The 21,229-nt window shown below is 45.2% G+C and carries 21 protein-coding genes; 10 read left to right on the top strand and 11 right to left on the bottom strand.

The annotated features are described in order from the left end of the window. The first annotated feature begins 51 nt into the window (after positions 1-51). A complete protein-coding gene (locus AC07M6_RS12235) occupies positions 52-522 on the top strand; it encodes an Lrp/AsnC family transcriptional regulator (RefSeq protein WP_494889755.1) in 471 nt (156 codons plus the stop codon). Positions 523-610: 88 nt separating this feature from the next. Here AC07M6_RS12235 and ung read toward each other — a convergent pair whose 3' ends face one another. After that, positions 611-1,288, bottom strand: coding sequence for a uracil-DNA glycosylase (gene ung, locus AC07M6_RS12230; RefSeq protein WP_494889753.1), 678 nt, complete (start codon positions 1,286-1,288; stop codon positions 611-613). A gap of 73 nt (positions 1,289-1,361) precedes the next feature. On the opposite strand from ung, the gene AC07M6_RS12225 reads away from it, so the two are divergent. After that, entirely contained in the window at positions 1,362-1,907 is a 546-nt protein-coding gene (locus AC07M6_RS12225) for a DUF2892 domain-containing protein (protein ID WP_494889752.1), read from the top strand. Positions 1,908-1,984: 77 nt separating this feature from the next. Here the strand turns inward: AC07M6_RS12225 and AC07M6_RS12220 are convergent, their stop codons facing one another. The 4 genes from AC07M6_RS12220 to AC07M6_RS12205 form a co-directional block, all read right to left on the bottom strand. Then, on the bottom strand, positions 1,985-2,269 hold the full coding sequence (locus AC07M6_RS12220) for a hypothetical protein (protein WP_494889751.1): 285 nt from the start codon (positions 2,267-2,269) through the stop codon (positions 1,985-1,987). Positions 2,270-2,508: 239 nt separating this feature from the next. Next, the gene (locus tag AC07M6_RS12215; protein WP_494889749.1) at positions 2,509-3,213 is read right to left on the bottom strand and encodes an SDR family NAD(P)-dependent oxidoreductase; all 705 of its coding nucleotides are present in this window, start codon (positions 3,211-3,213) and stop codon (positions 2,509-2,511) included. A 101-nt stretch (positions 3,214-3,314) separates the two neighbouring features. Beyond that, the gene (locus AC07M6_RS12210; protein WP_494889747.1) at positions 3,315-5,090 is read right to left on the bottom strand and encodes an aromatic amino acid hydroxylase; all 1,776 of its coding nucleotides are present in this window, start codon (positions 5,088-5,090) and stop codon (positions 3,315-3,317) included. A 173-nt stretch (positions 5,091-5,263) separates the two neighbouring features. Then, the gene (locus tag AC07M6_RS12205; protein ID WP_494889745.1) at positions 5,264-6,193 is read right to left on the bottom strand and encodes a lysylphosphatidylglycerol synthase transmembrane domain-containing protein; all 930 of its coding nucleotides are present in this window, start codon (positions 6,191-6,193) and stop codon (positions 5,264-5,266) included. A 254-nt stretch (positions 6,194-6,447) separates the two neighbouring features. On the opposite strand from AC07M6_RS12205, the gene AC07M6_RS12200 reads away from it, so the two are divergent. From AC07M6_RS12200 to AC07M6_RS12170, 7 genes are all read left to right on the top strand, one after another. Further along, the gene (locus tag AC07M6_RS12200) at positions 6,448-7,317 is read left to right on the top strand and encodes a carbon-nitrogen hydrolase (RefSeq protein ID WP_494889743.1); all 870 of its coding nucleotides are present in this window, start codon (positions 6,448-6,450) and stop codon (positions 7,315-7,317) included. A 111-nt stretch (positions 7,318-7,428) separates the two neighbouring features. Further along, the gene (locus AC07M6_RS12195) at positions 7,429-8,475 is read left to right on the top strand and encodes an agmatine deiminase family protein (protein ID WP_494889741.1); all 1,047 of its coding nucleotides are present in this window, start codon (positions 7,429-7,431) and stop codon (positions 8,473-8,475) included. A gap of 719 nt (positions 8,476-9,194) precedes the next feature. Further along, on the top strand, positions 9,195-9,755 hold the full coding sequence (locus AC07M6_RS12190) for a hypothetical protein (RefSeq protein WP_494889739.1): 561 nt from the start codon (positions 9,195-9,197) through the stop codon (positions 9,753-9,755). Between the two features lie 173 nt (positions 9,756-9,928). After that, complete coding sequence (locus AC07M6_RS12185; RefSeq protein WP_494889737.1) at positions 9,929-10,765, top strand: LiaF transmembrane domain-containing protein; 837 nt, start codon at positions 9,929-9,931, stop codon at positions 10,763-10,765. 23 nt (positions 10,766-10,788) lie between these two features. After that, a complete protein-coding gene (locus AC07M6_RS12180; RefSeq protein WP_494889735.1) occupies positions 10,789-11,124 on the top strand; it encodes a DUF4288 domain-containing protein in 336 nt (111 codons plus the stop codon). Positions 11,125-11,146: 22 nt separating this feature from the next. Continuing rightward, positions 11,147-12,181: a sensor histidine kinase gene (locus tag AC07M6_RS12175; protein ID WP_494889733.1), complete on the top strand. Its 1,035-nt coding sequence runs from the start codon at positions 11,147-11,149 to the stop codon at positions 12,179-12,181. Further along, positions 12,178-12,918, top strand: coding sequence for a LytR/AlgR family response regulator transcription factor (locus AC07M6_RS12170; protein ID WP_494889731.1), 741 nt, complete (start codon positions 12,178-12,180; stop codon positions 12,916-12,918). The genes AC07M6_RS12175 and AC07M6_RS12170 overlap by 4 nt, the downstream gene beginning before the upstream one ends. A gap of 82 nt (positions 12,919-13,000) precedes the next feature. On the opposite strand, the gene AC07M6_RS12165 is transcribed toward AC07M6_RS12170, so the two are convergent. The 3 genes from AC07M6_RS12165 to AC07M6_RS12155 form a co-directional block, all read right to left on the bottom strand. Further along, the gene (locus AC07M6_RS12165; protein ID WP_494889729.1) at positions 13,001-14,293 is read right to left on the bottom strand and encodes an HAD-IB family phosphatase; all 1,293 of its coding nucleotides are present in this window, start codon (positions 14,291-14,293) and stop codon (positions 13,001-13,003) included. A 91-nt stretch (positions 14,294-14,384) separates the two neighbouring features. Beyond that, entirely contained in the window at positions 14,385-15,824 is a 1,440-nt protein-coding gene (locus AC07M6_RS12160) for a DUF3943 domain-containing protein (protein ID WP_494889727.1), read from the bottom strand. 217 nt (positions 15,825-16,041) lie between these two features. Next, entirely contained in the window at positions 16,042-16,881 is an 840-nt protein-coding gene (locus tag AC07M6_RS12155) for a sugar phosphate isomerase/epimerase family protein (protein WP_494889725.1), read from the bottom strand. Positions 16,882-17,147: 266 nt separating this feature from the next. Here AC07M6_RS12155 and AC07M6_RS12150 point away from each other — a divergent pair, with 266 nt between their 5' ends. Then, positions 17,148-17,555, top strand: a complete 408-nt coding sequence (locus AC07M6_RS12150; protein ID WP_494889723.1) for a VOC family protein — start codon at positions 17,148-17,150, stop codon at positions 17,553-17,555. Between the two features lie 65 nt (positions 17,556-17,620). Here AC07M6_RS12150 and AC07M6_RS12145 read toward each other — a convergent pair whose 3' ends face one another. The 3 genes from AC07M6_RS12145 to hutI all read right to left on the bottom strand — a co-directional run bounded on the left by AC07M6_RS12145 (position 17,621) and on the right by hutI (position 21,115). Further along, complete coding sequence (locus AC07M6_RS12145) at positions 17,621-18,079, bottom strand: SRPBCC family protein (RefSeq protein ID WP_494889721.1); 459 nt, start codon at positions 18,077-18,079, stop codon at positions 17,621-17,623. Between the two features lie 43 nt (positions 18,080-18,122). Further along, a complete protein-coding gene (gene ftcD, locus AC07M6_RS12140) occupies positions 18,123-19,757 on the bottom strand; it encodes a glutamate formimidoyltransferase (RefSeq protein WP_494889719.1) in 1,635 nt (544 codons plus the stop codon). A 131-nt stretch (positions 19,758-19,888) separates the two neighbouring features. Further along, positions 19,889-21,115 carry an imidazolonepropionase gene (gene hutI, locus AC07M6_RS12135; protein WP_494889717.1) on the bottom strand — a complete coding sequence of 409 codons (1,227 nt, stop codon included), beginning with the start codon at positions 21,113-21,115 and terminating at the stop codon, positions 19,889-19,891. Positions 21,116-21,229: the final 114 nt, after the last annotated feature.

Raw genomic sequence — 21,229 nt, 5'->3', positions numbered from 1 at the left:
TGTGGGTATTATAAAAAATTTAATTTTGTTAAATCCTATATTTGTTCCAATATGGCAGCAGAACTTGATAAAACAGATTTACAGATATTAAAAATATTACAGGAAAACGGCAGGATAACCAATCTGCAGTTATCTAACGAGATTGGCCTTTCGCCCGCGCCAACGCTGGAACGCGTGCGTAAACTGGAAAATGCCGAATACATTAAAAGCTACCATGCACTGGTAGACGAGGAAAAACTGGGTTTGGGTATTAAAACCTTTATCCAGATCTCGCTGGATTTCCATCAGAAGAATACCATCCAGATATTTTTGGATGAGATACAAAGCATTAAAGAGATAACCGAGTGCCACCACGTAACTGGTCAGTGCGATTTTTTACTGAAAGTATACGTCAGCAATATTAAAGCTTACGAGCAATTGATTATGGAAAAGATCAGCCGCATCCCCGTGGTAAAAACTTTCCAAACCATGATGATCATGTCGACGAGCAAGAAGGAGCCTATTGTGCCTTTGGAGTATTAATTAATGTGCAAATGTGCGTACATGCAGATGTGCAAATGCATTTGCTAATTCCTTCATCTGCATATTTGCACATCCCCGCATCTGCACATTAATAAATCTGCCAATCAATCGGTTCAATTCCTTCTTTTTCTAAATAAGCATTGGCTTTAGAAAAAGGTTTCGATCCCCAAAAGCCACGCTCAACAGATAGGGGGGATGGGTGTACCGATTTAATAATATGATGTTTGCTTTGGTCGATCAGCGGGATTTTTGATTGCGCATAGTTTCCCCACAGGATAAATACCAGGCCTTTGCGTTCATCAGATAGTTTTTTGATCACCGTATCTGTAAAAACCTCCCATCCCTTTTTTTGATGTGATGCTGCTTCGCCGGCCCGTACAGTTAGGGTGGCATTTAATAGCAGTACACCTTGTTTGGCCCAGTCTTCCAGGTTGCCGTGCGCGGGTTTTACAAAGCCGGGGATATCGGCTGCCAGTTCTTTGTAAATATTAATGAGCGATTTAGGTATAGCAATACCCTTTTGCACCGAAAACGACAAACCATGTGCCTGATGGGGGCCATGGTAGGGGTCTTGCCCCAGGATCACTACCTTCACTTGATCAAAAGGCGTATCGTTAAACGCCCGGAAAATATCGGCGTTTTTTGGGTATACAATTTGCCCCGCTTCTTTTTCCTTTTGCAGGAATTTTTTCAGTTCTGCCATGTAGGGCTTCTCAAATTCATCCTTTAAAACAGCCAGCCACGATGGGGGTAATGCAATCGACATAATTATTACGTAGTATTTGATTTAGAGTGCAAATTAACGGATATTTGCATCCTGTAAAATAGAATAGCAAATTATGTCAAATATTGTTCGTTTAATTATAGCGTGTGTGATTATGGGAGCCGCCGTTACTATGGCCGGCTTTGGTATATGGGGATGGGGAATACTGGTCCTGTTTTTAGGGGGCGTAGTATTATTAAGCTTCTTTTTTAACGAGAACATGATCATTTCGCAATTTTACCTGCGTAAAGAGAACCAGGAAAAAGCAGAATTATGGTTGCTGAAGATTACCGATTACGAAAAACAACTGCATAAAGGCCAGTGGGGTTATTACAACCTGCTGATGGGCCTGATAGAATCGCGTAAAACGCCGATGAAATCTGAGAAATTCTTCAAGAAATCATTATCGCTGGGTATGAAGATGTCGCACAACATTGCGCTGGCTAAGTTAAGCCTGGCCGGTATAGCTATGGCTAAACGCAATAAACGCGAAGCACAAATGTACCTGCAGGAAGCCGCTAAAGATGATAAAAACAAGCTGCTGGCCGAACAGATCAAGATGATGAAGGGCCAAATGGCGCAGATGGATAAGCAGGTAGTACGCGGTTACCGAAATTTTTAATCCAAAGTCTTAAGTCTGTAGTCTCAACTCAAAGTCTGCTGACTAAAGACTGATATCTTAAGACTAAAGACTCAAAACTACTTCTCGTCCAGCGAATCGAAATAGTCGGGCTCCGAATTGTGGTTTTGGCCGGGCGAGATATGCCTGTCGGGTATTTCCACATCATCGTCATCATCTAAAGATGATGAAGCATGAGCCTTAACCTTACGATTGGCCGATACACGTTCAGCGGTTTTTTCCTCGTCAGCCGGACTTGAAAACTCTACCATCTTCAACAAGCTACGCACAAATGATAAGTTAAACCGTGAGCGGTTTAATTTGATCAGGTATTCATTTTCGGTTATTTCCAGTATAGAACTCATGGTTTTCAAATTATTAAAGTGTCACACACAATAATAATCATCCTGATGTTGTGTTTGTTTTAAACTTGTGTTAAGAAATTGCTGTGGAACGGGTGATAGTGGCGATTTAACCACAGAGATCACAGAGATTTTTTCACAGAGTACACAGAGTGATTTTGTAATAAATAAATTTTAAAACAACTCTGTGTTGTCTGTGATTTCTCCCTTTGTGACCTCTGTGGTTAAATTCTTAAAAATACTTACGGCGTGGTTACCGCCACCGGCAATATCTTCCCGTTAAAAAACCGGTGCCCGCTCAGTGCGAAATCGGCAATATACTTACCCATTTCAAAAGCCATCACCGGCGATTCGTATCCCGGGAAGGCTTGTTCCAGCATCTCTGTTTGTGCTGAACCGAGGGCCAGGCAATTTACTTTGATCTGCTTGTCGGCTAATTCCAGCGCCAGGCACTCTGTAAGCGTATGTAAGGCACCTTTGCTGGCCGAATAGGCCGATAGTCCCGCAAACTTGGCGCTGCCCTGGAAGGCGCCCATACTGCCAATATTGACGATATGCGATCCTTTAGCCATCAGCGGAATAGTAGCCTGGATCATGCGCACATGGCCTATATAATTGCTTTGCAGCATTTCCACAAAGTCAGTTTCGTCCAGATCGGTAAAGGGTTTGTTAATGAGTACGCCCGCGTTATTGATCAGGATATCGATGCCTCCCTCAAAACGGGTTTGGATAAACTGCTGCAGATCGTGATAATCATCGTGCACAATATCAAATACCAGCGGGTAAAGCACAGCATCGGGGTTTAATCCCAAAGCTATCTCTAATAAACGGCTCAACTTATCCTGCGACCGTGCCAGGGCAATCACCTGATGCCCGCCGGATAAACATAACTCCAAAACGGCCTCGAAGCCCACGCCACTGCTGGCGCCTGTTATAATGATATTCATATACCCCCTAACCCCCTAAAGGGGGAATTATTGTTTTTAACAGCGCTAAAAATATGAAAAACTTGTCGAACCAATAACAAGTTCGGCATGGCCGTAGTGGTTTAAACCACCAATTTCTGTTCTACCGGATGCTTGATCAAATAAAACCCATCGCTGATCAATTTTTTCAACTCAGGTTCGGTAGTCGCCTTGTTCTCCAAAAAGGCGCGGATATCAGCAGCCAGTTGCGGTTCAATTCCCTCATGGTCTAGTATTTCTAAAATTTCCATGGCGCATAGCCAATCATCATGATGGGTTTTCTCTAATTGTTCCCACACGTTGCCCAAAAAATCGTAATCCGTTTGTGTTTGGCGGCAAGTGCGTACCTGCTGGTACAGACGGTGTAATTCCAGCATCTGCGCGTCGTATTGGATATGGTGTGTCCCGGTGTTTGATTTATAGCTGATCTCTTCAAAGGCCTCCTTATCGGCCGCGCCGCAAAACACCGATGTAATGAGTTCGCCCACTGCCATATCGTACGTTCCCCACGATGGGTCGAACAGGATCTGTCCATCGGCATCCTTAACTGTACAATCTACAAAAGTGATCAGCTGCAGCTTGCCGTTATTCATCATCAGCGATTTTACCTTACCCACCAGGCTAATTCCGCTTTCAAAATCAAGATAAGCGGTTTTTCCCTCCCGTATGCCGGCAACTATAAGCTGTTCCTCGGTAAAATCTTCTAAGGGGGCGCTGTTGCCTTTCAACTTACCAACCGGCGAACTGAACCCATCTTTATGATAATCCTTACCGTGCCCTTTTAACTGCTTTTGGTTATAAGCCAAAGCAGCGGGGCCGCTTAGTTTAATAAAAGATGGGGTACCTTTATGTTGTTTAAAATCAGTAACCGTACCACTCACCTGCAAGCCCGAGCTGTAAACCACGGTGCAGGTATTTTTACTTTCTATAGCCTTTTTTAACCCGTAAGCGCCGCCTTTGCGGAACGACATGCTATCGGCGAAAGCCTCCAGCACATCTATCAGGTTTTGGAAGGTAGGGGTCACAAACAGCTGTGGCTGTTGTTTGGTAATATCGTAGGTATACTTTACGGCATCAATGGTATAGGGCAATTTCTTCACTTCGGGGAGCATGCAGCTTACGCTTTCGCCGATAGAGGAGAGCAGGCCCGCGCCATAGATCTTTGGGTTTTCCAGCGTACCGATCAAGCCATATTCCACCGTCCACCAATGCAGGCGGCTTAGCAGGGCCATTTCGGATGGCGGCCCCATATTTTCCTGCCGAAAGGCTACCAGATCTTCAGCTGCTTTTAATTCATCAGGATCAGCATCGGGCATTTCTTTTAATATGGATAACGCGCGGATAGCCTCATATAATTCAAAGTCTTGTGCCGAGAACATAGCTTTGGCACCTATCGAACCAAAATAGCTCAGGTATTCGTGATAATCCTTATCGGCAATAATTGGCGCGTGCCCCGCCGACTCATGAATGATATCCGGCGCGGGTGTATATTCAATATGCTTCAACTGGCGGATATCAGCAGCTATCACCAACACCCGGTAGGCCTGATATTCCATAAAGGCAGCAGGGGGGATAAAACCATCAACCGTAACGGCGCCCCAGCCAATTTTGGCCAGCGCGTTGTTCATGTCCTGCAGGTTGGGTATTTTCTCAATGGTTAACCCGGCTTTTTGCAATCCGGGGATATAAGGGTAATAGGCTACATCTTTAAGATAGCTGTAGTTTTGCCGCATCACGTAGCGCCAAACGGCATGATCTATCGGTGTGTAATGCTCGTAATGTTGGTCGACTATAAATTGTTTTAAGTGCGCCGGCAAGGCAGCTACCTGCGGGTTATTAAAATCGTTAAACTGGCTCATACCGCTGTTGGTTTATAACAGAACGCCAAGTTAAAGAAATGGTTGGGAGGTATGCAAATTTCAGAATATGATTCTAATTCCGTATCTTATTTCAGAATTATATTCCTTTTTATTAAGTTAAAACAAATTTGGTTCTTTACAGGAAAAGGTAATCAGAGAATTGAACTATTTCTTCATCTTTTCTGCATTGCTGGTAAGCCATCGGCTAAACGGCTTGGGCGCAGTACATAATAAATACCTAATAAGGCCACCAGTAACGAGATCAGATAAAAAGTACCCGGTAAAAATACGGCCAGGGTTTTATCCATAGGGAACCATTTGGTGAGATAGGTAAACACGGTTTCGCGTACACCGGCACCGCCCACACTGATAGGGATAATAGTAGCCAGGGCCGATATTAAAAAGGATAACAGGTAAGGTGAAAACTTGCCCTGGAAATCCTGCCCCATTAAAACAAAAACAATAGCCATTACCTGGAAACCCTGTACCAATACCGCCTTTAGATGCGCCTCGAAAAAGAAGTGGGTATATTCCCTGAAGAATTTATAGGCCACAAAATAATAGATAACCGAGGCTACCGTAAAGATCCCCAGCGGAATGCCAATATGCACATCAATTTGGGGGATCATGAATATCAGGGCAACCGTAATTAAACCAATAGCCCATAAACCGCTCAGCCTGTCGAACATAATAGCCCAGAATACCTTTTTTGCTGGCATATCGTAGTTTTTATGCAGCAGGTAGATCTTATAACCATCGCCGCCAATGCCGCCCGGCAACAGGAAATTATAAAATAACCCAAGCAGGTAAAGACGGAAGTTGAATTTAAAATCGAGCTTAAGATTGATGGACTTGAAGAAACTGATTAACCGCGATGAAGATATCACCATCGAAACAAAAAAGCTAAGCAGCGCGGCCAGCATAAACCAGTAATTGGCATGTATCAGTCTGTTTTTTACAGCGTTTAAATCAACCTTGCGAAAAACAAAATATAATAAAACGGCACTTACGGCAACTTTAAGCAACGTTTTTGTAATGTTCCAAAGCTGTTGCTTCCAGGTTTTTGCGGGCTGGTACTCTACTGATTCTTCTATTTCTGACATTCGGGTGCAAAGATAATGATTTAGTTAAATAGTGATTAGTTGATTGGTGATTAGGACAATATCGTTACGTAGAATTAACAAAGTTTAACATTTGTAGTGATTGGAGGTTAGTTGATTAGAGATTAGTATGTTGAAAATGTAGCGATAAAGTTGATCAGCATGGTAAACCTATTTGTCATCATTTCCTCCTAATCTCTAATCACTAATTAACTAATCTCTAAAAAGAACTATTTTTGCGCAAAATTTGATCTAATATGAGCAAGGTTAAAGTTGGAATAGTGCAAATGACCTGTGTGGCTGATAAGCAGCAGAATTTGCAAAAGGCAATAGTGAAAGTGCGCGAAGCTGCGGCTAAAGGCGCGCAGATCGTTTGCCTGCAGGAGTTATTTACATCGCTTTATTTTTGCGATGAGGAGAACTATGATAATTTTAAACTGGCCGAAGCTATCCCCGGCCCTTCAACTGATGAGCTATCTAAAGTAGCGGCCGAACTGGGTGTGGTGATCATCGCGTCATTATTTGAGAAACGCGCGCAGGGGGTATACCACAACACTACCGCCGTGCTGGATGCCGATGGTGCTTACCTGGGTAAGTATCGCAAAATGCATATTCCGGACGATCCGGGTTTTTACGAAAAGTTTTACTTTACCCCGGGCGATTTGGGCTATAAGGTTTTCAAAACCAAGTTTGCTACTATAGGTGTGTTGATCTGCTGGGATCAATGGTACCCCGAAGCAGCCCGTATTACCGCCCTGATGGGTGCCGAGATCTTATTTTATCCCACCGCTATAGGCTGGGCTACCACGCAGGACGAGGCGACTAATACTAAGCAATACAATGCCTGGCAAACTATTCAGCGCAGTCATGCGGTAGCCAACGGCGTACACGTGGTAAGTGTGAACCGCGTAGGTGAAGAAGCCGGCGTTAAATTCTGGGGAGGGTCTTTCTTTGCCGATCCCTTTGGCGAACTTTTACACCAAACTACTGTTGATGAGGAAGAGGTTGTGGTAAAGGAATTGGATCTGGATAAATCGGATTATTACAGGAGCCACTGGCCGTTCCTGCGTGATCGCAGGATTGATTCGTATCAGCCCATTACCAAACGCCTTTTAGATAATGACTAACAAACCCCCATGTCATTGCGAGGTACGAAGCAATCGCACACCCAAAGAGTGGTATGCATAGTTCGCGATTGCTTCGTACCTCGCAATGACAATAAAGAGAATAATACCACTATGAACCAAAACACCTTCCCCGCCGCAAGCGGCTTTACATTTCCCGCTGAATGGGCCAAACACACTGCCACCTGGCTCAGCTGGCCGCATAAGGAAGAATCATGGCCGGGTAAGATCAGCCTGATATACGGTAAGTATGCGGAGTTTGTGAAGGAGGTGGCCAAAGGCGAACTGGTGCGCATTAACGTGGCTGATGAGCGGATGCAGGCCTTTGCCCGTTTGCAATTGGAAATGGTTGGTGCGGATATGAGCAAAATCCAGTTCTTCCAGTTCCCTACTAACGATGCCTGGTGCCGTGATCATGGTCCGGCGTTTTTGGTGAACCGTGCGACTAAGCAAAAGGCTATTGTGGATTGGGGCTATAATGCCTGGGGTGGCAAGTACCCGCCGTTTGATTTGGATGATGTGATCCCAACTAAGATTGGCGAACATTTTGACCTGCCCGTATACCATCCCGGTATTGTGATGGAAGGCGGATCGGTTGATTTTAACGGTGCGGGGACTTTGTTAACCACCACCGCCTGCCTGCTTAACCCTAACCGTAACCCACATTTAAACCAGCAGCAAATAGAAGGTTACCTGCAAAACTATTATGGGGTAGAGCAGGTCCTTTGGCTGGGCGACGGCATTATCGGCGACGATACCGACGGACACATAGATGATATTACCCGCTTTACTAATGAGGATACCGTGGTAACTGTTGTTGAGCAAGATAAAAACGACGAGAACTACCACATTTTACAGGAGAACCTGCAAAGCCTTAAAACCATGCGCCTGCTGAACGGCAAGCAACTGAACATAGTAGAACTCCCCATGCCCGACGCGGTGATCTGGGACGACCAGCGCCTGCCGGCATCGTATGCTAATTTTTATATCGCCAACTCGGCGGTTATTGTGCCTACTTACCGCTGCGATAAAGATGATAAAGCGCTGGACATCCTGCAGCAATGCTTCCCCGACAGGCGGGTAGTCGGTATAGATTCAACGGATATCATCTGGGGATTGGGCAGCTTCCATTGTTTAAGTCAGCAGGAACCAGAGGTGTAAAGGTGGGTAACACGCCTTAACATAATTCAATTTTACAATTTATTAAGTAGTTAATAATCAGATATTTAACTACTTTTCGGGATTAACATAAAATGACTTAAAAGTCAGTGTGGCCCGTGCAAGACAAAGCGTTAAGTGCCTGTGGGGACACAGGCACCGGGCAGTTTGTTAATTCATTGCCGTTGGCTTCAGCAAACGGATACCATGGGGTATGTATCCCGGCTTTAGCCAAACTCCTATTCTTACCCGGTGTTCAGTTTGGCTAAAGCCGATAGTTAATGCCTGTTTATCCGTCCCATAAATGGGACGGCAATGAATTTCTTTGCATATTATCCATTCGCGTCTTCGCAGGGTCCCTCTCCGGGTTTAAGTTACCCCCCCCCCCCCAAAAAAAAAATTGCTATAAATACTGTTAGCAAGTCCGCATAGCGGACGAAATATCTTGTAGCAACGGGTTTTAACCCGTTCCATGGAAATGGCAAACATCCTGTCGAATATAGAAACGATAATGATATGGCCCGAACCTACGGCTCTCCCTCCCATAAACTATTCCTTTAATCAACGGATTTCAATCCGTTGATTAAATATGAACCGGGGCGATGCCCCTTTAGCCTAAATAAAAGGTTTTGGTTTCTTTGTCCTCTCCGAGAGACCCTGCGAAGACTTTAACTATTGAATTTATACCCCGGACTTATTATCTTGCCTCAAAATCATCAGCCTTGCCTAACGAATTGCAACTTTATATTGAAGAACTGGAAGCCGAGGCCGAAACGTTACAGCTTGAGTTAAACCGTTGCGTGGCTGAAGGTGATTATAAATATGCCAGCCATAACCAACGTGCATTAGGCTTAGTTTTAACCCAACTAAAAACAATTAAAAACCTGATAGCTTCCGCCCCTGGTTTTGACGGGCAGCAAATAGACGATGCCCTGATCGAACTCCGTGACGGTAAGATCAAAGGCTTCACGCTGATGCTGCAACCGCACCAGGATCTTTACCTCTCGTTTACTCGACAAGCTGATGACAACCTTTATTGCGAACTACCCACCAAAGCCGAACTGAATAATGCCTACAGTTACTGGTATGATCCTAACATCAGTAATAAGCAAATTAAAAGGCTGGGCTTTGCTAAAAACAAGGAACGTAATAAACGCTTCGGGCTGTTGTTTACTATCCCTTCCAATAATTCCTGCATCGAAATTAAAACTAAACTGGCGCTTTTGTTATATGATATTTTTCATGTAGCGTTTGGGTCGAAAGCGATATTGATTAAGCACTAACGCGTATTTATCCCTTTAAGCCTGCGCGCCCAAATTTTTCACCGACTTTTCTACCGCTTTTACCGACTTTGTTCATCAACCTGCCAACTATGGGTTTGCAAAACTGTAGCATTATATTAGTTTTACATCATCAATAATTTACAACAGATATAAATACCAACACAACATAGATCATGAGTATCGAATCAAAATATCCTAACGGGCCGCGCAACGGAAAAATAATTGCCGGTCTTATTTTACTCGCAGTAGGTGCCATATTGCTGCTGGAACAAGTGGGGGGCTTTCTTTTCCCCAACTGGCTTATTAGCTGGCCTATGCTTTTAATCGTAATCGGTTTATACCAGGGCGCCAAGCACGATTTTAAAAAACCTACCGCCATTATACTAATCGTAATAGGTACCGCTTTCCTGGCCAATGATATTATACCCGGCTTACATGTTTGGCGTATATTCTGGCCGGTAATGATCATCAGTTTAGGCCTGTGGATGATTATGGGCAAACGCCATCAGTGGGATCATAAAAGCTTTGATAAATTAAAAGGAGGCAACCCCTTCGATAAGCACGATTTTACTAACCCGTTCGATCCAAACTACAAGCCCGATCCTAACTTCGACCCAACAGGGCCAACTGCCGACTTTACAAATACTTCGGGTATCCCACCTTACACCGGCGACGACCATATAGATACCGTTTCTGTTTTCGGCGGCGTAAAGCGTACCATCTTATCAAAAACCTTTAAAGGCGGCGAGATCGTCAATATTTTCGGCGGCACCGACCTCGACCTTACCCAGGCCGATATTAATGGCCGCGTTGAAATAGAGATCGTGCAATTATTTGGCGGCATCAAACTTATCATTCCGCCGCATTGGCAGGTAACCTCAGATGTGGCCGCGGTTTTTAGCAGTGTAGATGATAAACGCCGCAGCATGGGCACACCGCTTAGTCCCGATAAGGTACTGGTGATAAAAGGTGTATCCATTTTTGCCGGGGTTGATATCAGGAGTTTTTAATCAATACCAAAAATAAAACAGTAATGAACTGGTACGTAGCAAAAATAGTTTTCAGGATCATCAGCGGCGAGGGCAACCACGATGCACAGTTTGATGAGCAACTGCGCCTGATTAGCGCCGATAACGATAAGCAGGCATTTGATAAGGCCGCGCGACTGGGGCAAATATGCCAGGATAGCTTTATGAATAACGAAAAACAACCCGTGCGCTGGGAATTTATTGACGTAGCCGAGATTAACCAGCTGAATGAGCTGGCCGACGGTACCGAACTTTATTACCAGATACACGAGCCTGCCGATGCCGACTTATACACGGCATGGGCGCATCATAAATCGGCACTGTTAGGTGTTGGCAACTAAAATAAATTAACTGTTAATAGTTTTGAGCAATCAAACATCGTCTTCGTTAAAATTAGACTGGGCATTTGCCGGCTGTGGCGTGGCGTGGTTTGCTTTGCAAACCTACATCATCCACAGCTTCGGTTTCGATTGGTATACCGCCCCGATAGATGGACTGGTGAGTACCGTTCTACTGGCCGCTGCCTGCTGGTTAATTAATAATAACCTGCGCTATTACCAGCCGGGCAAGGGCAGCTACATCAACCTGTTTATATGGTGCGTGGCGCTGGCTGCTTTCAGCATGGCCGGTAGCCGGTATTGTTTGCCTTTTATTAATTCAGAGGCTACTTATCTCAACTTCCTGTCGCAATCGCTGGTTATCCGTTTTTTCACTAACTTTTTAGCTATTGGCTGGATGGCTATGATTAGCCTGATATGGTTTGCACAAATTGACAATAAAGAAAATGAAAAGCGCAAAGGCGAGGCCGAGCGCCTGGCCCGCGATGCCGAACTTTATAACCTGCGCCAGCAATTGCAACCTCACTTTTTATTTAACAGCCTAAACTCTATTAACGCGCTGATAGGCTTTAAACCCGATGAGGCCCGGAAAATGATCCACCAGCTATCTGATTTTTTGCGTGGCACACTTAAAAAGGACGATCAGCAACTGGTAACCCTAACCGATGAACTGGCGCATTTGCAATTGTACCTGGATATAGAGAAAGTACGCTTTGGGCATCGCCTTAATACCGAGATTAGCTGCGATAATTTGTGCGGTACAGCCATGTTGCCGGCATTATTGCTGCAACCTATTGTAGAAAATGCCATTAAGTTTGGCTTGTATGATACTACCGATGATGTAACCATCAGCATACGTGGCGAAGTGGAAGAGAATTACCTGGTTATAATGGTGCAAAACCCATACGACGCTAAAACTACCCGCCCGCGCACAGGCACGGGTTTTGGTCTGCGCGGGGTACAGCGCCGCCTATACCTGCTTTTTGCACGTAATGATTTGGTGGAAACTCACGCAAATGATGATATATTTACAACCATAATAAAAGTACCGCAGGCATGAAACGCGTATTGATAATTGATGATGAACCTTTGGCCCGGATGGTTGTACGGGAATATTTACAAGACATAGACGGTATTGAGGTAGTGCAGGAGTGCGGCGATGGCTTTGAAGGTATTAAAGCCATTAACTTGCATAAGCCCGACCTTGTTTTTCTGGATGTGCAGATGCCCAAAATAAACGGCTTTGAAATGCTGGAGTTATTGGAGCAGCAGCCTGCCGTAATATTTGCCACCGCTTTTGATGAATACGCCATTAAAGCCTTTGAAGCCCACGCGGTAGATTACCTGTTAAAACCTTTTAGTAAAGACCGTTTTCAAAAAGCGGTAGAGAAATACCTGGCACAAACACCGGCCCAAACCAAAAAGCAGAACGAGGAATTACTGGAAAGCCCGGCGCTATCACCTGCCCAGCACGAGCGGATTGTTGTAAAAACAGGCACCAAGGTTAAGATCATCCCCGTGCACGATGTGTTGTACCTGGAGGCTGATGATGATTATGTAAGCATCCATACTGCCGAAGGATCATTCCTGAAAAATAAAACCATGGGATTTTTTGAGCAAACGCTTGATCAGCGCCATTTTGTACGGGTGCACCGCTCGTTCATTGTGAGGGTGCAGGAAATTACCCGGATAGATCCTTACGAGAAAGACGCCCACCTGGCCATCCTGAAATCGGGCGCTAAGATCCCGGTAAGTAAATCGGGCTATGTAAAGCTGAAGCAGGTATTGGGGATCTAATTTAAATGCGAAATTCGGAATGCCAAATGCGAATTGCCTTATCATTCCGCATTTGACATTCCGAATTTCGAAATCCTTTCTTTTAATACAGCAACCTGAATCTTATCGTCTGCTCAATCGCTTTCAATTCTTCAAGTACCTGGGTATCGTAACCGGTGTTAACGTCGGTAATTACATAGCCAATTTGCGGGTTGGTCACCAAAAACTCGCCAACGATATTAATGTTGTGGCGGGCAAATACCTCGTTTATTTTAGCCAGTATACCGGGCACGTTCCTATGGATATGGATCAGTCGGTGGGCATTGCTGACGCGCGGCGGCTGCAGATCGGGGAAATTACAGCTGGTATGGGTTTTACCCTCGTTCATAAAAGCGATCACCCGCTTAGGGATAAAATCCACATTACGGGGGTTATCCTTCGGGTCGTCAAATATGATGATCCCGGCGGCGCAGGCCGTGTCGGCCAGTTTGCGGCTTTGTATCTTGCCAAAGCAACCAATTACTTTTAACCGGCCGGCGTTTTCTATCTGCTCGGGTGTTGGCTGGTTGGCTTCATCGCAAAACAAAACCCCGGCTTCCTGCAAGTATTTATCTTCAATAGTTTCCTTTTGGCGGATGTTATAACCCTCTTTGCGCATCTGCGACAGCGCCTCCTCGTCGATATTTCCCACCACTAAACACTTAATGCGGTTTTTGGGATAGGAGATAGCGCGCGGCAGCTTGTTGATATACAAAAACTCATCGAAGCTGGGCGTAATATGGTCGGCGCGCTCGGTTACCGATTTGCGTTCGATATTCTCGGTATAGGCAAAGAATTTTTTGATCATCCCCGATTCCTTCAGCTGGAAATCTGAGTACCCATCGCCAATGCCAAAAATATCGCCCTGCAGGTTCAGTTCCTTCAACAGTTTTACTTTGCCGCCTTCCTGCGATAGGGGGTTTTCTTTATCGTACCCAATGATTTTGCCTTCCTCGTCAAACACAAAGGTATTGGCGTAGATATTTTCCTTTTTGATATGATATTCGGCAACAACCGGGATAATAAACTCCTTAAACCCACCCGATACGATCAGTACCTCATCGGCATGGTTCTTAAAAAAAACGCTGTTACGGGAAAACGAGGTAGATACTTTCTTTTTTAGGTGGGTAACCAGTTGTTTCAAATGGTCGCGGTTAGCTTCCAGCAATTTTACACGGGCGGCCAGGCTTTCGGCAAAAGATAGGCGGCCTTCCATACTGGCGTTGGTATAATCTTCAATTTGCTGATAGATCTTTTCGCGGTCGGGATGGCTTTTTAACGAAATACGGGCCAGTTCATCCAGCGCCTCCACCTGTGTAAATGTACTGTCGAAATCTATAATATAGTATTGCCCCATGTTTTGCGTGCTATGGTAGTAGGCGCAAAAATGCAAAAATTGTGCGATGCTTTATCCACAAAATAGCAATGTGGATAAGTGCATGGCCAACTTACCTGATATTTACCGCCCAGCGGGCTGATATTTTTAAATAAGGATAGCTGCGGTCTACATCGGGGTGCTGCCTGTAATGGCCTTCCAAACTAAAATAACCCAATTCGGCATTGGCCGAAATGCCCTTAATGGGCATGTAGCTAAACTCGGTAGATAACGTGTGCAAAAAGTAATGGGATTGACTGCCATTTAGCGTATGTGTATAGGCGCCGTTGTAGTTGGCCGTTGCAAATATTTTATCTGCCAGGCCTATCTTGGTGCCGGCGCCATAGCTAAACCCCGATCCATAATCATAATTACGCCCGTTTACTAAATACGGACTTGGTATAGCGGCCAGTAATATCGGCCCCGCGTTAAGTATAGTATTTATCTTTAGTTTTTTATATGGCTGAAACAGGGAATACAGGTTAAACTTCACACTTTCGCCGCCATAAAAGAAAGCTACGTTGTGGATATAATCATAATTGGCCGATAGCACCAGCAGGTGCTTAACATCCTCTGAATTGTTTAACTGCCAGCCGGTAAGCGAGCCGTAAACACTGATGATATTTATCGCCGTGCTATCATCGCGGCCTACCTCGGCGTTAATGATAATATTGGTAAAAGGCTTACGGAAATTCTCGTAAGGTGTACCATAAAGTAATTTGGCGTGGGCATACCAACCCGAGTGACTTGAGCTGCTGAACAAGCTTTGATTGTTAGCGCCAAATTTACGGTAACCCAAATCAAACTCGGCACTTACCTTAGATGAGTCTACCTCCAGGGTATTATTACTATACCTGCCCCATTTGCCATCTAAAATACGGTTAAGTCCATTGGTTGGGCATACCAATAAAGCCACTACCTCGCTCATTTGCCGGTGAAAGCCGCGGGTGTGGTTGTTCACAATTTTGTTTGACATGCGAAAGGTCATCTCACCTAATATAATACCACCAAAACTGGTATTAATAAAATCGTTAGGGGCAGGGGCCTGGTTTTCGGCAAAGGTTTCCCAAAGATAACTGCCGGCAAAAGCCGCCGGTACCGATTGCCAAAAGCTGTAGCCATTGGTACGGAACGCATTGAAAAATAAGCTGCCGTGATAAGGGTGCCCAAACTGGTTGGTTTGGAAAGGGTCGTTATCCCAGGCCCAGTGGCCGGGATTAAGGTTATATGCTGTCGATTTCCAGCTGATGTTTACATAATCTTTCCCGGCTAATTTATCAATGGTAAAAGGTACCACTTCCGAAATACCCAACTCTATAAATGCGCGGCCAAGATGTTTGTAATTACGCAGGCTATCGCGTTTTTCGCGGGCCAATACCCGTGGCGAAACTTTTGGCGGTGTGTAAAAAGGTGCCTGCTGGGCCAATAACCGCAATGGTGTTAACAAAACGATCAGTAAAAGCCAAACTGGCCATTGTAATTTTTTAGGGAATATGTGTATGGCTGGTTTCATATATAGGTTGAACTTCAATACAGCCATTGGCATCAGTAGTGATGCTATAGCTGCAACGCAGGTCTTCAAGGAAATATAACCTGAAAAAGTGAATTTAGTTTTAGATGAATGTATTTAGCGTTAACAATAAATTCACATAAAAAAACCACAGCGTACACAGGATTTATTCGAACCCCGTGTAAGCTGTGGTTAATACAGTAATTTAATAGCGGATATACTAATCCTTCTTCAAACTATTCAAATACTTAATGCTTTCGGGTACCTGGGTAATAGATGAACTGCTTTCATCTTCAATATAAAAATGTTTAACACCTGCTTTGCGCGCTTCTTTAATAACGGCGGGGATATCAATTTGGCCGGTACCTAATATCACATCGTTATCCTTAGGTGTACTACCCGACAAGCTGCCGCGGGCCACACCTTTTTTCAGGTCTTTCATGTGCAGGGCTTTGTAGCGCTTGCCGTATTTTGCCAGCAATTGCGCAGGATCCTGCCCAGGGAAAAACGCCCAAAGGATATCCAGTTCCAGGCTTACATATTTAGGGTCGGTATTGTTTAGCAGGTAATCGTAAAGGGTGCCGCCTTCGTAGGGCTCAAATTCAAAACCGTGGTTATGGTAAATAAAGGTAAGGCCGTATTGGTCTTTCAGTATTTTGCCGTATTTGTTAAAATCGGCTACTGCCTGTTTGGCATTTTCCAGCGTAAAAGCGCCTTTATGCGGTATGCCTGCAACACGCACATAGCTTGCACCCATTGTTTTGGCTGCTTTGCCTACCTCGTCGGTTTTGTTTACCAGGTCATCATAGCTAATTCCGTACGATGATATTTTGATGCCTCTTTCGTCGCACATTTTGCGCAGGTCTTCGGGCGTTTGTTTAAACAGGTTCGAGAATTCAATATCCGTAATGCCGTTGCCCTTAACCATATCTAATGTGGCCGGTACATCTTTTGCAAAATTATCGCGGTAGGTAAATGAAACAATCCCCGGCGCTTCGGGAAACAGCTGCTTTTGCGCGTATGAAGAAGTACCGGCGAGGCTAACGATTAGGCCAGCCATTAATAATCCTTTTTTAATTTGACAGATCATAATTTGTAAATGTTATTAGATAGATTGGTTTTATATTCAGGTTATTGTCTGCAGAAAGCATACCACACTAAATACCGAATAATTATCCGTATTATGGAATTAAAGGATTATTTAATTTTAGCATTTCGTTCAACGCTATGTCCTGATTCACCCCCTAAAATGTCGCTTTTGCACAGCATCAGGTTTTCTTATGCGATCTATCTTTGAACTAACAATTAAAATGAAAAACTAAAATTATGGCAACTCAAATTTTTGTGAACTTACCCGTGAAGGACTTAAGCAAGTCCATCGCCTTTTTTGAAGCGTTAGGCTATAGCTTTAACCCGCAGTTTACCAATGAATTGGCCGGCTGCATGATAGTAAGCGATACCATCTTCTTTATGCTGGTTACCGAACCTTTTTTTAAAACTTTTATTAACAAGGAAATTTCCGACGCTACCAAAACTACCGAGGTATTGAATTGCGTATCGGTGGAAAGTAAAGAGAAAGCTGACGAGATGTTCGATATCGCTATCGCTAACGGTGGCGGCCCATCTAAAGAACCAACCGATTACGGCTGGATGTACGGCCGCAGTTTCACCGATCTTGACGGCCACCAATGGGAAGTAATGTGGTTAGACCCTGCCGGGCCGCCCGCGATGTAAGTCGTAAGTCCCGAGTCTTTAGTCCGAAGTCATGCTTGTCTCCGATTCAGACTTTTGACTTCGGACTAAAGACTTTCGACTAAGGACTTTATCTGCACCAAAATAGGGTTCCAGCCTTCGCCGTTATTGTAGGTTTCGGTATAGCGGCGTTCGCCATCGGCAACGTGGTCGAAGCCGTATTGGGTTACCGTTAACAGCGTTTGTCCGTTGGTTTCTTCCAATTCGTAAATTACGTTCAGGTAATTTTCCGGTATATCCGGGATGGTAGCAGAGTTGGGATCTATCACGGTGTATTCCAGTAAATGGTTAGGCTCAATACGTACAATGTGTCCCTTTACGGGGATAAAGGGTTTGCCCTCGTAGTCCATTTGCCATAACAGCGGACTGCCAACTTTCCAATCGGATACGGTTTCGCAGCCGAACATGTATTTTTTGGTTTGTTCGGGGTTAACCAGCGCATCCCAAACTGTGGTCGCCGGGGAGTTGAGGGTGATGGTGTTTTTTACTATTAATGGCTCGCTCATCGGTTATAAATTGTACTGCAATATAAGGATTGTCTTAACCTTGTTATGCTATTTTTTGATTAACCATTTCTATGATCTTCGCCTCCATAGCCATGGCCTGTTTTTCTATTTCTGTGCCGTTGGCAATAATGCCCTTGGTGAAAGTTTTATCCTGATAGCCGGCCGCGTTGATCTTTACATTCATAAACGCGCCTAACACCGCCGTGCGTGCGCAAAGGGCAGCCACCCCCGCGTCGCTTACCGAATTGGGGTTACCTGTTTCTACCATGGCCTTAATCACATCCATGCTGTTTAAGGCGGTTTGCATCACTTTAAATGGGATTTCTATAGCATATTTGGTAGCATCCTGTATCGCTTTGCTCCTGGCTGCTTTTTCGGCATCGGTAGCTTTTGGTAAGCTAAATGCCTCCATAATGCGGTTAAAGGCTACGGTATCCAAATCAACCAGTTTCAGCAATTCATCTTTGTAATGCTGGCCTTTTTCGGCCCAATCGCTAAACTCCTCCCAGCGGCTATCCCAGCCTTTTTTGTGCGAGCTTAAATTGGCCACCATAGTTGCCAGCGATGCGCCCAGCGAACCTACATAAGCCGATATAGAGCCACCGCCCGGTGCCGGGCTTTCACTCGCAGTTTCATCTGCAAAATCCGTTAAGGTCATGCCAATAAGCTTGCTGTCGGATGGGTTTTTCAGCAGGTATTCAATAATCCGCTCCTGCGGATGAAAGGGTGCCAGTTCATCCAAGCCCATGCTTTTAATAGCGATGTGGATCAATGCGGCCTCGCTTACCCCAACCGAACGCTGCTGCTTGCGCAGGAAGTATTTGCCGGCATCAAGCATAGCTTTCAGGGGTACCAAGCCCACTAATTCACTCCCGGTTACCCGAATACCACGATTGGTTGCTTTGGTGCAAACCTCATCAAAGGCGATATGTAAAGGGGTAACCTCGATATTGGTCAAATTCATAGAGATCTGCGCCACGCCGTATTCCTCAATAAACCAACCGATAGCTTTTACTGATTTTAGCGTGCCGGGCTGGTTCACCCCATCAACCATACGGCCGGCCTCCCTCACATCAAAAGCAATAGCGTTTGCCCTGCGGGTAGAGGTGGTGTTGAGGTTCACGTTATAAGCGATCAGGAAATCGCGCGCGCCAATCACGGTAGCCCCACGTTTGGCATCAAATTCCGCCGGACCAAAATCGGGCTTCCATTCGGGTTGCTTGATCTTTTTAAAGAAACCTTCGTACTCCCCGGCACGGATCACCGACAGGTTGCTGCGGGTTTTATCGGGTTGCGCCCCTTCGTATAAGTAGATCGGTAAAGCTAATTCTTCGCCCACACGTTTGGCCAGTTTACGGGCATATTCGGCGGTTTCCTCCATCGTAATGTTACTAATGGGTATTAGCGGACAAACATCAGTAGCGCCCATACGGGGATGCTCGCCTTTGTGTTGGCTCATATCAATCAGTTCGCCGGCTTTTTTGATGGCTAAAAATGCGGCCTCAATTACCTGATCAGGCTCACCTACAAAAGTTACCACGGTACGGTTGGTGGCCTTGCCGGGATCAACGTTTAACAAACGCACACCATCTACCGATTCGATCTCGTTAGTGATCTGTTTAATAATATCAAGGTTTACACCCTCGCTAAAGTTGGGTACACATTCTATTAGTTTCATGTCGGTGATTAGTTAATCAGAGGTTAGAGATTAGTAAACAATATGTCATTTCGAACGAAGAGAGAAATCTTATATGAGCGGACTGTCTGCACGCATAAGATTTCTCCTCGTACCTCGTTCGAAATGACAAGCTATATTTGGTTGCCATTTGTATAAACAATATCGGGTTTAAATTTCCCCTGATAATACAATATCTCCCGGTAATCCCCGCAAGGGTAGGCCTGCATATCCGCCAGCATACCTTTAGCTAAAATACCGCGGTCATTCAATTTTAAAGCCTTTGCTGCACGGAACGTTAACCCGGCAAATACTTCGGCTGTGCTTAGTTTTTCGGCGGCGCTCATTACAGCGGCTTGTATCAGCAAGTCGCCCATAGGTGCCGATCCGGGGTTCCAGTCGCTGGCAATGGCCAGGCAGGCTCCGGCATCCAATAACTTACGGGCAGGGGCGTAGGGCATCCCTAAACCCAAAGATGCGCCGGGCAAAGTTACGGCCACGGTATCCGAATGCGCCAGCAGCCTGATCTCGTAATCGGTACTGGCTTCCAAATGATCTGCCGAAGCAGCTCTTGCTTTAACCGCTACTTCGCTGCCGCCCGTAGTAAACTGATCGGCATGGACAGTTACCTCAAAGCCCATTTGTTTGGCTTTGGCCAGATAGTGCAGGGCATCGCTGGTATTAAATGCGCTTTCTTCGATAAAGATATCTACCCGGTTAGCCAGGTTTTGCTGTTTGATAACCGGCAACAGGTTTTGCAAAATATAGTTCAGGTAATCCGTTGCCGAACCATCAAAGTCTTTTGGTTTCATGTGGGCGGCCAAACAGGTAGATATTAAGCTTGCGTTGGTTTTATGAGCTGCGGCTTTAATGGCCCGCAACTGTTTTAACTCGTTTTCTGTACTTAAACCGTAACCGCTTTTCACTTCGATGGTAGTAACACCTTCGGCCAAATGGCGATTAACGCGCTGCAACAACAATTCTGTCAGTTGCGCTTCCGTTGCCTCACGCGTTTGCGTGACCGAATCCCAGATGCCGCCTCCGGCTTTGGCTATCTCCAGATAGGTTTTGCCCTGGATCCGCATGGCGTAGTCCTTAGCTCGGTTACCGGCAAAACAGATATGCGTATGGCAATCTACAAAGCCGGGCAGCAATATATGCGCGCCGGTAATTTCTTCTACCTGTGCCGATTGGTTTTCCCTGCGCAGTTTTTCAAAGTCATCAACAGCCAGTATCATCCCATTTTCGGTCAGCACACCACCGTGCGGGATGATCTGCAATTGCTCATCCGTTAAGGCTCCCTTTAATGGGAGATCTGTTAAGGGCAGGATTTGGGTAAACGGGCCGGTTAGTTTTTTCATTTTTGTTATTTATAACATGTCATGCTGAACTTGTTTCAGCACCCCATTTGCAAAGTATACTTTATATAGTCGCCTGTCCCGTGGGGTGCCGAAACAAGTTCGGCATGACGATTT

It is taken from the genome of Mucilaginibacter sp. GW821-FHT07H05, from assembly GCF_059418485.1.
The sequence above is the reverse complement of the archived record's forward strand: the minus strand, read 5'-3'. Positions and strand labels throughout refer to the sequence as shown.

What these genes read in the sequence shown, in the direction of transcription:
- AC07M6_RS12205 (WP_494889745.1), bottom strand. Translation starts at nt 6,193, where the DNA reads ATGTCAGAAATAGAAGAATCAGTAGAGTACCAGCCCGCAAAAACCTGG.
- AC07M6_RS12235 (WP_494889755.1), top strand. Translation starts at nt 52, where the DNA reads ATGGCAGCAGAACTTGATAAAACAGATTTACAGATATTAAAAATATTA.
- AC07M6_RS12195 (WP_494889741.1), top strand. Translation starts at nt 7,429, where the DNA reads ATGAACCAAAACACCTTCCCCGCCGCAAGCGGCTTTACATTTCCCGCT.
- AC07M6_RS12150 (WP_494889723.1), top strand. Translation starts at nt 17,148, where the DNA reads ATGGCAACTCAAATTTTTGTGAACTTACCCGTGAAGGACTTAAGCAAG.
- AC07M6_RS12215 (WP_494889749.1), bottom strand. Translation starts at nt 3,213, where the DNA reads ATGAATATCATTATAACAGGCGCCAGCAGTGGCGTGGGCTTCGAGGCC.
- AC07M6_RS12155 (WP_494889725.1), bottom strand. Translation starts at nt 16,881, where the DNA reads ATGGCTGGCCTAATCGTTAGCCTCGCCGGTACTTCTTCATACGCGCAA.
- AC07M6_RS12185 (WP_494889737.1), top strand. Translation starts at nt 9,929, where the DNA reads ATGAGTATCGAATCAAAATATCCTAACGGGCCGCGCAACGGAAAAATA.
- hutI (WP_494889717.1), bottom strand. Translation starts at nt 21,115, where the DNA reads ATGAAAAAACTAACCGGCCCGTTTACCCAAATCCTGCCCTTAACAGAT.
- AC07M6_RS12160 (WP_494889727.1), bottom strand. Translation starts at nt 15,824, where the DNA reads ATGAAACCAGCCATACACATATTCCCTAAAAAATTACAATGGCCAGTT.
- AC07M6_RS12170 (WP_494889731.1), top strand. Translation starts at nt 12,178, where the DNA reads ATGAAACGCGTATTGATAATTGATGATGAACCTTTGGCCCGGATGGTT.
- AC07M6_RS12220 (WP_494889751.1), bottom strand. Translation starts at nt 2,269, where the DNA reads ATGAGTTCTATACTGGAAATAACCGAAAATGAATACCTGATCAAATTA.
- AC07M6_RS12165 (WP_494889729.1), bottom strand. Translation starts at nt 14,293, where the DNA reads ATGGGGCAATACTATATTATAGATTTCGACAGTACATTTACACAGGTG.
- AC07M6_RS12200 (WP_494889743.1), top strand. Translation starts at nt 6,448, where the DNA reads ATGAGCAAGGTTAAAGTTGGAATAGTGCAAATGACCTGTGTGGCTGAT.
- AC07M6_RS12210 (WP_494889747.1), bottom strand. Translation starts at nt 5,090, where the DNA reads ATGAGCCAGTTTAACGATTTTAATAACCCGCAGGTAGCTGCCTTGCCG.
- AC07M6_RS12145 (WP_494889721.1), bottom strand. Translation starts at nt 18,079, where the DNA reads ATGAGCGAGCCATTAATAGTAAAAAACACCATCACCCTCAACTCCCCG.
- AC07M6_RS12180 (WP_494889735.1), top strand. Translation starts at nt 10,789, where the DNA reads ATGAACTGGTACGTAGCAAAAATAGTTTTCAGGATCATCAGCGGCGAG.
- AC07M6_RS12225 (WP_494889752.1), top strand. Translation starts at nt 1,362, where the DNA reads ATGTCAAATATTGTTCGTTTAATTATAGCGTGTGTGATTATGGGAGCC.
- ung (WP_494889753.1), bottom strand. Translation starts at nt 1,288, where the DNA reads ATGTCGATTGCATTACCCCCATCGTGGCTGGCTGTTTTAAAGGATGAA.
- ftcD (WP_494889719.1), bottom strand. Translation starts at nt 19,757, where the DNA reads ATGAAACTAATAGAATGTGTACCCAACTTTAGCGAGGGTGTAAACCTT.